The sequence below is a fragment of the Shewanella sp. 38A_GOM-205m genome (assembly GCF_000518445.1).
GTDB lineage: Bacteria > Pseudomonadota > Gammaproteobacteria > Enterobacterales > Shewanellaceae > Shewanella > Shewanella algae.
On the sequence record NZ_JADP01000031.1, the window covers coordinates 4,925 to 19,942 of the forward strand.

Genomic DNA, 15,018 nt, shown 5'->3' on the forward strand with positions numbered 1-15,018 from the left:
CTGGCTCTGGCTCTGGCTCTGGCTCTGGCTCTGGCTCTGGCTCTGGCTCTGGCTCTGGCTCTGGCTCTGGCTCTGGCAGGACAGTCTCGACCTCGGCGCGGCCAACTTCCACCTCTGGGGCGATATTTTCCGCTTGAGGTTCAAGCTCAGGCGACTCTGCGACCGCTTGCTCAGCCGATGGCTGAGGCTTGGGTTCGGCTTGCTCTTTCGATTCGGCAAAGTCCAGATCGACACTCTGGTGCTCCTCCTGAGTCTCGTTTTCCGTCTCGGCCTGTGGCGCCTGAGGCATGGCCGAAGCTCTGTCTTTGAGCTTAAGCGCCTCATCACGCTCCTCTTTTGCCAGCCGCTGCGCCCGGTTATAGAGGAAAATACCCGCTGCGACCAACAGTACTACGACCAGAATTTGAAACATCTTCGTCCACCATTTCTTGAGTGCCGGGCCAACTGGCGGCCCTGTTTTGTGGTATTGGCAATCAGCCAAAGCCACCCCGCTCTGCACAGAGTTTAACCGATATTAATAGAGTATCGTCTTAGTATAAATCAAGTATTTATGCTTTTTCTGCTCGCTTTTAGGCGCTTTTTGCAATTGAAACTCAGTCTGTGAAGCCTGGCGCGCCATCGACAGATACAAGCTGGTACACTCCTAGGGTTTTGATCCCAAGAATGGCAAACAAGGATTCAGATGCAAAAATTACTGATAGTGGCTCACGCCAGCCCTTATGGCACAGAAAAATTATTCAACACTCTGCGTATCGCCCTGGCGCTGAAAGACCAGGAGCAGACCGAAGTGGAGCTCAAGTTATTCCTGATGTCAGACGCTGTCTTTGGCGCAGTAAAAGGTCAGAATACGCCGGATCTCAGCTACAACCTGCAGCAGATGTTTGAAATCCTTACTGCTCAGGGTGTGCCCTTGCTGCTGTGCAAGACCTGTGTTGAAGCCCGCGGCGTAGTGGCCGACATGCTGCTGGACGGCGCCGCCATTGGCACACTCGGCGACTTGAGCCGCTGGACCCTGGAAGCCGACAAGGTTATCCATATCTAGGGTTAACTTGTCATTTGACCTTGGGTGCGCATAAAGCTTCATTTTGTGCGCACCTTCATAATTCCTGCCACTGACTTTGAACCCTGCCCCGCCTCAGGACTAAGATGACCATAGTTGAGTTATTTACCAAGGTAAGGCTATGGAACTGCTGCAAGGAAAACTACTGACCGAGTTCCGCACTGTTTCAGCCATGGTGTGGATCTACTGCCGTGACCATCACCCCAGAACTGAAGATGGCAGCCTCTGCCCCGACTGTCAGGCCTTGATGGAGTACGCTCACACCCGCCTCGACCGCTGCCCCTACGGTGAAAGCAAGCCCACCTGCAACAAATGCCCGGTACACTGCTACAAACCTGAACCCAAAGAACAGATGCGTCAGGTGATGCGTTACGCCGGTCCCAGAATGCTGTTGAGCCACCCGATACTGGCACTGCGCCACCTCTGGTGCGAGCGCAAAGCCGCGCCGGGCAAGCCTCCGAAGGACGCCTCCAACCGCCATAAGCGCATGCAGTGCGCCAAAAACTGACTACTTTTTTGTTGCACCCCTCAAGCGGCTGAGATAAGAATGTCGTTAAGGGGGCCAGATGACTGCATTCAGCGACATTTTTACCCAAGCTTACTGGTGGCTGTCGCTGCTTGGAGGCCTGCATTGCCTGGCGTTATCCATCTACGCCCGCTTTGTCTATCAGGACAGCCATAGCCAACGTCGGCTGCTCGCAGGCATCTTTGCCTTGATGGCGCTCTATTTCTTTACCGGCCTGTTCAATCGTGACAATACCCCGGCGCCTATCCATTTGCTGTTTCTGTTATTACTGCCGCTGTACTTCCTGTTGATGCCGGCCCTGTATCAATATCTGAAGCAACAACTCAGGCCGACTGTAGATGCAAGGTTGCCGCTCAAGCATCTGTTGCCGTCCATACTTGCCATGTTTCTGGTGGTGTTGCTGTGGCTATTCAATCCCAGCCTGGTCACAGGTGTGGCTCTACTGGGCTACCAGCCCAGCCTGAGTTGGGGTTCCCTGCTGTTGCCACTGTTGCTGTTACTGCAAACCACCCTGTACCTGATATTGGTGCTGCAGCTGATGAAGCGCCACTTTCATGCATCGGCTCAGCAGGACAACAGATTGCAACAGCTGCGCAGTAACTGGCTGCTGGTATTGACCCTGGCACTGATACTGAACTGGTTGGTTCGTAACATTGCCGTGCTCTTGACTCTGTTTCTCGGCGATCAATTTTCGGTTGTGGCGCAGGCAATCCCGAGACTGGCACTGCTGCTGACCCTCTATCTGCTGGCCATCTACGGCCTCAATCAGCTCACCCGCGCCGCCTATCTGCGTGGACGCGAATCCCGTGCTCAAGCCGCCTCTGGACCCAAACAGCCTCTCGATAAGGAAGAGCTGGATTTTCTCAATGAGATACTGCACGAAAAAAAAGATAAGTAACATCGCCCAGGCTGTGACCTTTACGTTAATCTAATGCGGCTTTTAATAACAAAAACAAAGGAACAGAGATGGGATTGCCTAACAGCTACAGCCTGCTGGCCCTGTGCCTTATCGGTATGGGAACCCAGGTATTGGCCGCAGAGCGGCAGCATAAAATAACCAACCAGGACTTTTTCGAGATAGCCAACATGGGCCAGGTAGTGCTCAGCCCGGATGCCAAAATGGCCGCCTGGCTGGAATCGCGCTGGGACAAAAATCTGGATAAGGCCCAGAAAGACATCTGGCTGGTCGACAGCAAGAGCCGCCAGAGCAAACGACTGACCTTCAGCAACGAGAGTGAAAGCGCTATCAGCTGGAGCCCTGATGGCCAATATATCTATTTTCTCAGCAGCCGCGGCAATGCCGAGCAGCCGGCGCCCTTCAACGCCAAACCGCAAATTTATCGTCTCTCTATCCAAGGTGGTGAAGCTGTTCCCGTTACCCAAGAGGCCGGTGGTGTCAAGAGTTACCAGTTGAGTGACGATGGCAGCCAGCTCTATTTCATGACCCATAAGACCCTGACAGACAAAGATCCCTGGGCCGGTATGCGCGCCGATCACCAAGGCCCTGAGTATGCTCACGGCAGTCGCGATACCAATCCCCTGTATCGCCTGGATCTGAACCATTTTCGCAAGCAGTTGCTGCTGGATGATGACAAAGTGGTTTGGGAGTTCAGCGTCAGCCATGATGGCAATAAACTGGCGCGGATCACCACAGAAGACAACGAGTTGGTCAATCTGGAAGGTTGGTCCCAAGTAGAAGTCTTCGATATCAAAAACGCCGGCAACCAGGTTCTGGCCGACAAGCGTTGGCGTGAACAGGCGCCCTCTCCTTACGGCTGGCTGCTGGAGCTGAGTTGGGCCGAGGATAACCGCCGTCTCGCCTTCAGAATCGATTTCGACGGCCATCCCGGCAGGCTGTTTATCAGTGATACCAGTAAACCCGAACAGGCACCTTTGAGTGTTAAACGCCAGGGTGATATGACACTCAGCGGCGGCGACATCCATTGGCGTCCGGGCAGTGAAGAAATCTGCTATCGCGGTGCCGATCATGCGCTGGTACGCCTCTACTGCACTGAAATCAATGACCTGGAACAGGGTGACACCCGGACTCTGCTGCAGGATGATACCGTCATCGGCAGTTACAGTTTCAGTCACAACGGCAAGCAACTGGCGTTCAGCCATAACGGCCTGGATCACTTCTACGATCTGTTCATCGCCAACGCCGAGAAGCGCAAAGCACCGGCCAAACGCCTGACCAATATCAATCCGCAAACCGATTCCTGGTTGCTGCCACAACTGAGCATAGTCAAGTGGCAAGCCGCCGATGGCACTCAGGTTGAAGGCATACTGGAATTACCATCCGGCTACCGCAAAGCCGATGGCCCCCTGCCACTTGTTGTGCAAATTCACGGAGGCCCCACTGCTGCTACCCCGTTTGCACTGCAACACAGATCCTATGGCCGTGCCACTTTCGCCGCCAACGGCTGGGCCTTGTTGTCGCCCAACTACCGCGGATCTACCGGTTATGGCGACAAGTTCCTCACTGATCTGGTGGGCCATGAACACGAGATTGAGGTAAACGACATCATGGCCGGTGTGGACAAGCTGATTGCCGAGGGCCTGGTCGATGCCGACAAGCTGGCCGTCATGGGCTGGAGCAACGGCGGCTATCTGACCAATGCGCTTATCGCCAGCAGCGACAGATTCAAGGCCGCCAGTTCAGGGGCCGGGGTATTCGATCAGCGTCTACAATGGATGCTGGAAGATACGCCCGGACATGTGGTCAATTTTATGCAGGGCTTGCCATGGGAAAAACCCGAGGCTTATACCCATGGTTCGTCGCTGACGCATGCAGACAGAATAAAGACCCCGACACTTATCCATATCGGAGAGAAAGACGCCAGGGTACCTTTGGGCCACGCCCAGGGGCTATATCGCGCCCTCAAGCATTACCTGAATGTACCGGTGGAACTGATTACTTACCCGGGTGAAGGTCATGGTTTGAGCCGCTACAAGCACAAACAAGCCAAGATGGACTGGGATCAGGCCTGGTTTGAACATTATGTTCTCGGCAAACCCTTTCCTTAGCCCTGGCGGCGCAGTCTTAGCAGCCGGGTTAACTGAGCTCTAGTTAACTGAACTTTGGCTGACATTCACTCCAAAAAGCGCCGTTATCGGCGCTTTTTTAGTCTCCCCCTCTGTATTTTTGCTGCCGGACAAGTAAGCTCAAGAGTACCTACAGGTACCCAGTCTCTCATTGACGGGGAGCTTAAGACTCTCAATTTGGAGGTTCATCATGAAAGCCATTTCAAGTACCTTGTTTGCCTTATTAGCCCTGGCGAGCAGCCTGCTGCTGATCCCGACGGCCAGTGCCAATGACAGCTACAGCAGTGCCATAGCTACCTTCAAACAAGCCAGTGAAACCCATAAATTCTTCGACTCTGCCTATGGTTACGCCATATTCCCCACTGTCGGCAAGGGAGGTCTGGGCATAGGGGCGGCCTATGGTAAAGGACGTGTCTATCGCGGCGGCGTTTATACCGGTGAGTCGAGCATGACTCAGGTTTCCATCGGTTTTCAAATCGGTGGTCAGGCCTACAGTGAGATTATTTTCTTTAAGGATGAACAGGCCTACCGCGACTTTACCAGCGGCAGCTTTGAATTCGGCGCCCAGGCTTCCGCCGTAGCCATCAACGCCGGTGCCAACGCTCAGGCCGGTACTACAGGCAACTCGGCCGGAGCCGGCCAATCCGGCGGCAGTCAGGCTGCCAAGGCCTCCTATATCAACGGCATGGCGGTGTTTACCGCTGCCAAGGGTGGCCTCATGGTTGAAGCCGCACTTGCCGGACAATCATTTACCTTCGAAGCGCAATAAGCCCATGGGTGAGGTGATCCTGAGTCGCCTCACCCATTTGCCAGTATTATCAATGTCCCCATGGCGCCGGAGGTGGCGTTACTTCATTGCTTAAGTTGAACTGCAATAGAAAATCGCGCTTCTCCCGGGTCAGGCGATAACTGAAATTCTGCTGATCCAGCCCCAGATGCCAAACATTGGTTACCGACTGGGCCAGACCATGCTGTTTGAAATTGGCAATTGAAAATTCATCCACCGGGAATGACTGCCAGGACTCGGTTCCCGGACTGCGACTGTCACCGCCATACTGGGTTACGGCATCTTCGCTGCCATCCTGATGACGATGATCATGCTTGAGCCTGAGGCCATCGGCCGTCTTGCTGATCACCCAGGTGCGGGATCTGTCCTCTCCCACATGCAGCGGAATACGGATCTCGGTTGTTGAGCATTGGCGCACATGCATCACCAGCGGCTGGCCCGTAAAACCATCGCCGCTGCTGCCCCCCTTGATCAACTCACCACTGTAGGCCTTGCCACATAAACCGGATAGGTGGTTAAAAAACTGCTCGGCAGCAGTCAACTCCTGCCCCTGTACCGTCGTTGCCAGCAGCAAAGATGCCATCAGTCCTAATCGTTTCATTATTCTTGTTCCTTCTCCATTAAATGAACGACTATAAGGACACAGTTTGAAACCAAACTGAATCCCTATAACAAGTTTTTGCCATGCGCAAGTAGCAAAGTCACAAGAGAGTATCTCGAAAATACTTTCACTGTATTACTTGAGTAAATTCACACCCTGAGAATAAAAACAACCCTATGTTAATTTCGCCTGCGGAAATAAGGTTTTTTCGCTTAGTTAAAAATAGGAAGCAATTCATGTTTCAAATAATTAACTATTTCTCAATGTGATCTTAATCTTGGCAATAGGCCAACAATGAATTCATAGTAATGTCTCAGCAGTGTGGGGAGCGATTACATGAAAATTGACAGCCTTAATTACAACCAATTAAAAGTTTTACTCGCTGTATATAAGCACGGTCAAGGAAGCTTGGCCGCAGCCGAATTAGGTATATCCAGTTGTGCCGTCACCCGTACACTAAATGCGCTACGTGATGTTTTTATGGACTCTTTATTTGTCCGTAAATCAAATGGATTAATTCCTACACAAAAGACCGAAGAGTTAATCCCACACGCCAAATTATTGGTAGAACAATATCAACTGCTTGAGAGGCAACATTCTGTCTTTTCCCCCAGCCAATCCGGCGGTCATTTTGTTATCAGAGCCTATGATGAATTTGTCTATGCGGTTCATAAAGTCATAGATAACTATATTCTTCCCGAAGCACCCAACTTGCGTTTCGACATTCGTACACTCAGCCATGACTGTAGCAATGAACTCATTGGTGGCGGCGTCGATTTCGTGGTGGTTTACGAAGGTTTTGATGACACCAGGCTCAACTATGAAATCTTCTCTGAGACAGGTGATATCTACATTCTGGCCAGAAAAGATCATCCAATTCTGTCCGAATCCATGTCATTGGAGCAGCTATCCCACTATCCCTTGCTGGAAATCGACAACTACAACGACCTGACCTGCCCTTTGCTGGTCAATCTGTGTCGGGACAACGGCCTGCAGATGGATGTCGCCGGTTATACAGACAGTGTTGCCACCGCGATGCAGATCCTTGCCGAGTCGGACAATATAACCCTCAGCTGCAATCAATTTACCCGCAAGTTTGTCGACATGTTGCCGGCGGTCAGTTATCGAAGATTATCTGACAACATGATTGAAAATATAAAAGAAATCCGTAGCGAACATCGTACCGTCGGCAATTACATTCTTTATGGAAATATTAATAATTCCCCGGCATTCAACTGGGTGAAATCAAAACTCGTTTATGGACTGGAACGGGAATGGCGTTTGGCTGCGGCCACATAGAGATAAATCACAAGTGAAACAAGAGGTATCCAATGGAGTTCACACTATTTTGCATTACGGCCTATGCCGCTTATCTGGTTTATAAGAAACCAGAAAAAGAAAAACTGGCAGATAAACTTCTTTTCGGTTGTATCGGAATGAGTTTCTTTATTTGGATCATGATGTCCTGGGGCATTTTACTTCCAGTCGGAAATTACTAAAGAGTCGTTATGAAAGAGCATATATTCAACAAGTTGGCATCCTTCGCCGCTATTGTCATCATGGCCTTACCCGTAGGTATTGCCTGTTTCTTTTTCGGATTTATTCTCCTGGATAACCCTTGTGCATTTTGCTGGCAAGAACGTACGGCAATGATTCTGGTGGCGCTGACCGCTCTGTATATTGTGCGCTTTGGCCTCAAGCCGAAATATATTGCCGCGCTGGTTTGGCTGGGTATTTATGGTGCCTTTATGGCATCCGTGCATACTTCCATCAACCTCGGCAGCGACATAGGCCAGGGCTTCTCATTGAAGATCATGGGCGCCCATACCTACACCTGGGCACTGCTGGTCTTTATCGTGGTCCTTGTGGTTGTTGCTCTGCTGATGCTGACCCTGGGCAATAAATTTCCCGGCAACGCCTATGGCAAACAGCCGCTGGACACCCTGCCAAAATTGGCCTGCGGCGTATTCCTGGTAGTGATTGCCGGCAACATAGTACAGGCCTTTACCCAAACCGGCCCGATTCCCTTCGTCGGCCAGGATAGTCCAGGCCGCGTATCCTTCAATCCCAAGTTCATGAGCTGGGAACTGGACCATTGGCCAACCTATGCCCCGGATGCCCGCGGCGCCTATGCCATCAGCAACCCTGATATGGAAAGTTGGAACAAGACGGCTGCACTGTTTACCTCGGCTCCAGAAGCCAGACTACTGAGTCAAACGACATTGCCGGAAGCGATTTCCGGCCGGGTAACCGCCATCGACTACCAGCCTGAAAGCCAGCTCTACGCCCTGACCACTTCAGACAACTGGGTCTACATACTCGACCGTCAGTTCAAACTGCTCACTCAGGCGCAAATCGACGGCATGTATATGCTGCACATTGAAACCTTGAGCGGCGTCAGCTTTACCTCGGCCAACAGCCTGTTGGTGATGGGGTTCAACAAGGCCTGGGCCGAACTGGTAGTGGATCCTGAGCAAAATTGGGAAATGAACTATCGCCGCTTCAGTCAGAGCAGCGACGGTATAGGCGAAACGGCCCGTGGTCAGTTCAGCACTGTCAGAGCCAAGACCAGTTATAGCCTGGCACTGGGTTACAGCAAAGCGCTGGATCAATACGTCACTGTCACCACCCGCAACGAACTCAGCGATGCCTTGGTGGTATCCCGTTTCGACAAGGGTGACATGACACTGTCTGCCGAAGCCAATCTCAAGGGGCTTGAAGGCAAGGCGCTGCCACAACTGACGGGTATCAGCGTCGATGGCGAGCAAGCCTGGCTGCTCAACAATGATGCAAGTGAAGCCATGCAACTCAACCTGCTCACAGGTGAAGTTCACTCAGGTGTGAAACTGCCTGGCACAAACAACCCACAGGGCTTGCTGGTTCGCGATGGTCAACTGCTGACTGTCAGCCTGGTGAATGGCCGTAACCAACTGCAAACCTTTGTAATGTAATGCACCTTAGCTCCGGGGGGTATCCCCCGGGGTAACGCCGGGAAACCGGCACTATAAAGGCCCTTGGGCCAACAATCATAACGGACCCAGGGTCCAAATTATGGTGAGTGATGACTATGAAAATCAACAGACGCACATTTCTACAGGGGGCCAGCGCCACAGCCGTGCTTTCCTCCCTGTCAGGGTTGACTCCCGGTGTTGCCAATGCCAAAGAGGCGGGAGCCAATTCAGGGCTGCTGGCCAAGCGTAACGGCAAAGTCGTGTACCACAGCTGCCTGCGTAACTGCGCCGCCCGCTGTCTGCTCAAGTTCCGGGTTCAGGACGGCAGAATGACTTATGTCACCGGCGCCGAGGAACAGGCCAAGACTGGCAAGGCACCCTGCCTCAAGGGGCAAAGTTATGTTCAGTACACCTATGCCGCCGACCGTATCCTGCATCCCATGGAACGGGTGGGTAAGAAGGGTGAAGGCAAATGGCGCCGGATCACCTGGGATCAAGCCTACAGCAAGATCGCCAGCCGCTTTAAGCAGATCATCAATGAGCACGGTTCGGAAGCAATTCTGCCTTACAGCTATTCGGGTAACTATGGTGCCATCGGTATGTCGGCCTCCGGCGAGCGTTTCTGGAACCGTATCGGTTCCTCCATTCTGGAACGTAAGGTATGTACCTACGCCGCCTACGACGGCCTCAAGTCACTCTACGGCACCTTCCTCGGCCCGGATCCTGAAGATGTGCTGCTCAGTGACGTCTATCTGACCTGGGGACACGATGAAGTCGTTTCCAACACCATAGCCATCAAGCTCATCAACCAGGCCAGGGATCGCGGCACCAAGCTGCTGGCGGTCAACCCACAGCGCACACCTTTGTGCTCTCAGGCCGACATCTACCTGCAACCTCGCCCCAGCACAGACGTACAGTTGTGTGCCGGTATCATGAAGTATCTTGTAGAAAAAGATCTTGTTAATCATAAATTTATTGCCGAACAGACCATAGGCTACGACGAGTTGCTCAAGCGCCTCGATGAAATCAGCTACGACGAAATCGAAGCCATTACCGGGGTCCCCAGAGCCAAGATGTTTGAGTTTGCCCAGGTACTGGGTGAAAACGAAAAAACCATGCTGCGTATGGGTTATGGCTTCCAGCGCAACTTCAACGGTGCCCGTATGTCTCGCGCCGTCGCCATGCTGCTGGCGGTCACAGGCAATTTCGGTAAGCGCGGTAATGGCCTTATCTATGACAACGTTCATGCCGGTGGTGGCTTGAATCAGTACCAGGCCAGCGGCAAATACATGCGCCCGAATCCGGATGCCCAGCGGATCAATATGACAGAGCTGGCCAAGGCGCTGCATCCAACCAATCCCACCAGCCACGACAAGCCCAGCAAGCCTATCCACGGGATGATCATCTACAACGGTAACCCTGTGGTTGTGGCACCCGATACCAATGCGGTGCTCGAGGGGATGAAGCGCGAAGACCTGTTTGTTGTCGGCCACGACATGGTAATGACAGACTCTCTGCAGTACTGCGACATCATAGTCCCGGCTGCTAGCCAGTTTGAAACCGATGATATTGTCGGCGACTACCACGGCTACTATGTACAGGTGTGCCAGAAGGTGATTGAACCTCTGGGTGAAGCCAAGTGTAACTGGACCTTCTTCCGCGAGCTGGGACAGGCAATGGGCTTTGAAGACCCCGCCTTCCAGGCAAGCAATGACGATGTGATCCGCGAACTGCTGGATACCGACTCCGAGTACTATAAAGGAGTAACCTATGACCGGCTGATGAAGGAGAAATACATCAAGCTGGACATTCCTCAGCCCGTATTGGCCGACGGTAAATATGAAACCCCAAGCGGCAAGATTGAATTCAGTTCTCAGTTGATGGCCGATGCCGGTTTCCATCCGGTACTGGATTGGGGCCTGCCAGAGGATGAGATGGAACCCAGAGAGCGAGAGTTGCCATTCCGCTTGCTATCTTCCGGGGTACCACAGCGGGTTAATAGCTCCTTCTACAACGTGAAGTATATCCGCGCCATTCCAGCCTACTACGTCAAGATCAATCCCAAAGATGCCCAACAATACGGCATTGCCAACAACGACACAGTCAAACTCAGCAACCACAGAGGTGAAGCCAAATTTGTGGCCATGGTCACTACAGGTGTGCCAGAGGGCTCGCTGATGACTCCCAAGTGTAACTGGCTCAGGCTCAATCCCAACGGCACCGAAGGCTGCACCAACTCGTTGACCACAGATAAATTGACCGATATGGGCGGCTGCTCGGCCTATCACTCAACCCGCGTGGCACTGGCCAAAGCCTGAAGGAGATCCTCATGGAAAACAAACATCAACTCGGATTCGTCTTCAGACAGGAAAACTGTGTCGGCTGCCAAGCCTGCACCATAGCCTGCCAGATCCACAATGAGCTGCCGGAAGACGTGCGCTTTCGCAAGGTAGACCGCTACGAAGTCAAACGTGACGACGGCATGGTGGACGTGTGGCTCAGTCATTCCTGCATGCATTGCGGCAACCCGGCCTGTCTCATGGTGTGCCCGGCTCAGGCCTATACAGTGCGTGACGATGGTTTGGTAGTACTCAACCGCGAGAAATGTACCGGTTGCGGCCTGTGTGTCAGTGCCTGCCCTTATGATGCGGTAGTCATGCTGAAAACCGATGGCAAAGCCGCCAAGTGCAACATGTGTATTGAGCTTATCGATCAGGGTCTCAAGCCCGCCTGTGTCGACGGTTGTCCGGTCAAGTGTCTGGATACCGACAGAGTACAGCAGGTGTTGGCCCAGAAACCTTCAGCCAGTAAACAAGGCGTAGGTTACGGCGACTGCATCACCAAGCCCAATATGGTCATCATCAAGGAGCGGCCATGACACATCTCGACCTCGGTCCGGTCGCCAGCGGCTATCAGGCCTTGAAGGGAATGCTGTTTTCCCCCTCAAGCCCTGAATCGCTCAAGCGGCTTATCGATTGGCTGGAACAGGAGCAGCGCTATCCAGAGTTGCTCCAACAAGCCAAACAATGGCAATCAGAGCCTCTGGAACTTGAGTGTGACTTCAACCGTATGTGTATCGGTCCCACCAAGTTGCTGGTGCCTCCCTATGAGTCTGTCTACCGCGATGTCGGCCGGCAGATCCATACGGTTCGCACTCTGGAGGTCGCCGACTTCTACCAGCAGCTGGGACTGGTGACAGATACAGGTTTCAACGAACCGGCGGACTATATAGGCAATGAGCTGGAGTTTCTGTTTTGTGCCGAGGCCCTGCGCCATCAGCAGCAAAACGAAGACCCGGCCGCGGCCGATGAGCTGGAGCAGTTGGCGCAAGTCTTCCTCGAGCAACACCTGGGCACCTGGTATCAGGCGTTTGCCCAGGGGATCAGCCAACATGCACGGCTGGATTTCTGGCGCTGCTATGCCCAGGCGCTGGAAGACTTCCTCACTTCCAGACTGAAGAATTCCGGGGTCGAGACTCCGACTGCAAAGCATCATTAAGATGTTTAAGGATTTGACATGAAAAGTTTAAATGCCTTTATCTCAGGTGCTGTGGCCTTAGTATTCAGCTTACCGCTGCTGGCCGCCGACACTCTGACACCCGAGCCACAACAGTGGCAACCGATACAGGAAGTGGCGATTCAGGGCGATATCCCTGAACTCAGGGGCATGCCGCAACAGGCACAGTTCCCGGACGCGTTGCCCCCCGTCAATCAAGGGTATCTCGATACTCTGGCGCCGGCCTCCTGGTGGGCCGACCTCCTGAGCTACAGCTTCTTTGGCATGATAGTACTGCTGGCATTGTTCGTGGCCATCAATGGTAAAGCCAAGCTGAGCCAGGGCTTTTCCGGCAAAAAGGTCGACCGCTGGAGTGGCATGGATGTGCTGGTGCACTGGGTGGGCGCCATCGCCTGCCTGCTGCTGATCATCACAGGCCTTATCATGGTTGCCGGCCGCTTCTGGCTGGAACCCAACATGGGCGCCTCCCACTGGACCGGCTTTATCGGTACTTCGGTAGCCATGCACGACCTGATGGCCTTCCCCTTCATCCTGGGATGGGCGGTCATGGTGGTCAAATGGGCCGGTAAGCAGCTGCCGGAAGCCTGTGATATCGGCTGGCTCAAAGTGGTTGGCGGCTATCTGAACTTCGGCCCCTTCAAGGGCAAGCATCCTGATGCCGGTTTTGCCAATGCCGGTGAAAAACTCTGGTTCTGGTGCTTCGCCTTGTTCGGTGCCCTGATGGTCGGCTCGGGTCTGGTGCTTATGTTCCCAAGCCTGGTGGCCACCAAAGACGGTGCCAATCTGGCATTGATCCTCCACCTAGTCAGTGCCTTCGTACTCGGCGCCTTTACAATAGTGCATATCTATATGGCCACAGTGATCTCTGAAGGCGGTATGGAATGTATGCTCAGCGGCAAGTGCGACGAAAACTGGGCGAAACAGCACCACAACCTCTGGTACGACAGCCTCTCCAAAGGCAAATAACCCCTGCGCCCTCCTCCTGCTCCCGGGGGAGGGTTTTCCAAACCTATGGCAACCACGGCCCTGATGGGTCGGGGATCCCTATACCCAAATGAGGGACAAACAGATGCGAACATCTTCCCTGTATTTACTCAGTTGTGCCCTGCCGCTGACAGCAATGGCGGCCGATAATAACAGCAACGGTGACTGGCAGCAGATTGACCAGCGCCTGCAACGCCTGGAGCAGCAACAAGTCAGCTCCAGCGCCGAAAACACCAGCTTCAGTCTCTATGGCTCACTGCGCCCGACCCTGGTTTACAGCGACAGTGACATCACAGATGAGTGGGATGTGGGCGATGCCCTGTCCCGCATCGGCGTCAAGGGGCGCACCGAATTTGCCCCCGGCTGGGCCTTGCTGGCTCAGGGTGAATGGAAAATCAACCTCAATGGTGATGGCAGCTTCGGCGATGCCAGGCTGGCATTTGCCGGGGTAGATTCACCCTATGGTCAACTCAGCTTCGGCCGCCAGCGGCCGGTACAATACACCCTGGTGGCCGAATACACAGACATATTCAACAACGCCAACAGCCCATTTGCCTACAACCAGGAAAGCCCCTTCTTCGCCGACAATCTGGCGCTGTACCAGTTTAAGTTACAGCACTTTACCCTGATGGCCTCGGCACGTTTCGATGGTGAAGGCGATAACAGCGGCGCCGATGCCATCAATGCGGGTCTGGGCTTTGACTGGCAGGGTTTGCATCTGGGGGTGAGCTATCTGGAACAGGACAATTTCGAGGGTGAGCTAAAAACCGGCAAGGATAAGACCAGCGCCGCCGCACTGGCCTACAGCTTCGACAACGGCATCTATCTGGCGCTCGCCTACCAGTATAAAGACTATCAATTGACAGGCTCCGAAGACAGGGACGGCAGCACCCTGGACGCCGCACTGGCCATCCCGCTGTGGCAGGACTACAAACTCAAGCTGGGCTACTTCCGCTTCGATGATGGCCTGGAGCCCGATATCAGCCTGGATTATCAGGGCTTCAACACCACGCTGGAATGGAACCCCGCCGGCAATGTACGCCTGCACCTGGAGTACCTGCAGCAAGACAACGAACAAGGTGCCACCGACAAGAGCATTGCCATAGGCATTCGCTACGACTTCGATCTGAACTGGCGCTTCTGAACCTTCTCCATTGGGCCAGGGACGGCCAACCTTGAGTTACTGCTCATCCCCAAACCAGCGCTTCAGCGTCTGATCGGCTTCCTGCTTCACCTCGGCATTCACGTAGAGGCTCACCATGGTCAGTGCCGCTGCCAGCGCACCGAGATCATCACTGAAACCCACCAAGGGCGTCAGATCCGGAATGGCATCCAAGGGAGTAATGAAATACGCCAGGGCGCCAAAGATCACCGTCTTGGCCCATTTGGGGGTATCGGGTCTTTGGGCGGCATAGTATAGCCAGAGCGCCTTTTGCACTACCTCCCTGCCGGCCTGCCTGGCATAACCCTTGAGTTTGGCCCAGAAACCACTGTCGCTGTACTGCTCTTGTTCCATCTCACTCTCCACTGCCGATATAGAGGACAGTA

General features: G+C 53.5%; 15 protein-coding genes and 1 pseudogene. 13 read left to right on the top strand and 3 right to left on the bottom strand.

The genetic code is table 11. The annotated features are described in order from the left end of the window. Positions 1-412: pseudogene (locus tag N512_RS24855) on the bottom strand (hypothetical protein); the annotation flags it as partial. Positions 413-682: 270 nt separating this feature from the next. Here N512_RS24855 and N512_RS0115860 point away from each other — a divergent pair. From N512_RS0115860 to N512_RS0115880, 5 genes are all read left to right on the top strand, one after another. Continuing rightward, positions 683-1,042, top strand: a complete 360-nt coding sequence (locus N512_RS0115860) for a DsrE/DsrF/TusD sulfur relay family protein (protein WP_025011924.1) — start codon at positions 683-685, stop codon at positions 1,040-1,042. A 139-nt stretch (positions 1,043-1,181) separates the two neighbouring features. Continuing rightward, the gene (locus N512_RS0115865; protein WP_025011925.1) at positions 1,182-1,568 is read left to right on the top strand and encodes a nitrous oxide-stimulated promoter family protein; all 387 of its coding nucleotides are present in this window, start codon (positions 1,182-1,184) and stop codon (positions 1,566-1,568) included. A 58-nt stretch (positions 1,569-1,626) separates the two neighbouring features. Then, positions 1,627-2,484 carry a hypothetical protein gene (locus tag N512_RS0115870; RefSeq protein WP_028780962.1) on the top strand — a complete coding sequence of 286 codons (858 nt, stop codon included), beginning with the start codon at positions 1,627-1,629 and terminating at the stop codon, positions 2,482-2,484. A gap of 68 nt (positions 2,485-2,552) precedes the next feature. Beyond that, complete coding sequence (locus N512_RS0115875) at positions 2,553-4,613, top strand: S9 family peptidase (protein WP_028780963.1); 2,061 nt, start codon at positions 2,553-2,555, stop codon at positions 4,611-4,613. 208 nt (positions 4,614-4,821) lie between these two features. Continuing rightward, positions 4,822-5,400 carry a YSC84-related protein gene (locus N512_RS0115880; protein WP_028780964.1) on the top strand — a complete coding sequence of 193 codons (579 nt, stop codon included), beginning with the start codon at positions 4,822-4,824 and terminating at the stop codon, positions 5,398-5,400. Positions 5,401-5,449: 49 nt separating this feature from the next. Here the strand turns inward: N512_RS0115880 and N512_RS0115885 are convergent, their stop codons facing one another. Beyond that, positions 5,450-6,019: a hypothetical protein gene (locus tag N512_RS0115885; RefSeq protein ID WP_037475286.1), complete on the bottom strand. Its 570-nt coding sequence runs from the start codon at positions 6,017-6,019 to the stop codon at positions 5,450-5,452. 336 nt (positions 6,020-6,355) lie between these two features. On the opposite strand from N512_RS0115885, the gene N512_RS0115890 reads away from it, so the two are divergent. The 8 genes from N512_RS0115890 (at position 6,356) to N512_RS0115925 (ending at position 14,614) form a co-directional block, all read left to right on the top strand. Next, the gene (locus N512_RS0115890; RefSeq protein WP_025011927.1) at positions 6,356-7,318 is read left to right on the top strand and encodes a LysR family transcriptional regulator; all 963 of its coding nucleotides are present in this window, start codon (positions 6,356-6,358) and stop codon (positions 7,316-7,318) included. 32 nt (positions 7,319-7,350) lie between these two features. Further along, a complete protein-coding gene (locus tag N512_RS24555) occupies positions 7,351-7,518 on the top strand; it encodes a hypothetical protein (RefSeq protein WP_164489371.1) in 168 nt (55 codons plus the stop codon). A 9-nt stretch (positions 7,519-7,527) separates the two neighbouring features. Continuing rightward, positions 7,528-8,970 carry a disulfide bond formation protein B gene (locus tag N512_RS0115900; RefSeq protein WP_028780966.1) on the top strand — a complete coding sequence of 481 codons (1,443 nt, stop codon included), beginning with the start codon at positions 7,528-7,530 and terminating at the stop codon, positions 8,968-8,970. Between the two features lie 116 nt (positions 8,971-9,086). Beyond that, positions 9,087-11,288, top strand: a complete 2,202-nt coding sequence (locus N512_RS0115905; RefSeq protein WP_025011929.1) for a molybdopterin-dependent oxidoreductase — start codon at positions 9,087-9,089, stop codon at positions 11,286-11,288. An 11-nt stretch (positions 11,289-11,299) separates the two neighbouring features. Continuing rightward, positions 11,300-11,848: a 4Fe-4S dicluster domain-containing protein gene (locus N512_RS0115910; protein ID WP_025890007.1), complete on the top strand. Its 549-nt coding sequence runs from the start codon at positions 11,300-11,302 to the stop codon at positions 11,846-11,848. Beyond that, positions 11,845-12,468, top strand: coding sequence for a TorD/DmsD family molecular chaperone (locus N512_RS0115915; protein WP_028780967.1), 624 nt, complete (start codon positions 11,845-11,847; stop codon positions 12,466-12,468). Before N512_RS0115910 ends, N512_RS0115915 begins: the two co-directional genes overlap by 4 nt. A gap of 18 nt (positions 12,469-12,486) precedes the next feature. Beyond that, positions 12,487-13,452 (top strand): formate dehydrogenase subunit gamma, encoded by a 966-nt coding sequence (locus N512_RS0115920; protein ID WP_028780968.1) that lies wholly within the window; start codon positions 12,487-12,489, stop codon positions 13,450-13,452. Positions 13,453-13,555: 103 nt separating this feature from the next. Next, a complete protein-coding gene (locus N512_RS0115925) occupies positions 13,556-14,614 on the top strand; it encodes a porin (protein ID WP_028780969.1) in 1,059 nt (352 codons plus the stop codon). Positions 14,615-14,650: 36 nt separating this feature from the next. On the opposite strand, the gene N512_RS0115930 is transcribed toward N512_RS0115925, so the two are convergent. Beyond that, a complete protein-coding gene (locus tag N512_RS0115930; RefSeq protein WP_025011932.1) occupies positions 14,651-14,986 on the bottom strand; it encodes a YkvA family protein in 336 nt (111 codons plus the stop codon). Positions 14,987-15,018: the final 32 nt, after the last annotated feature.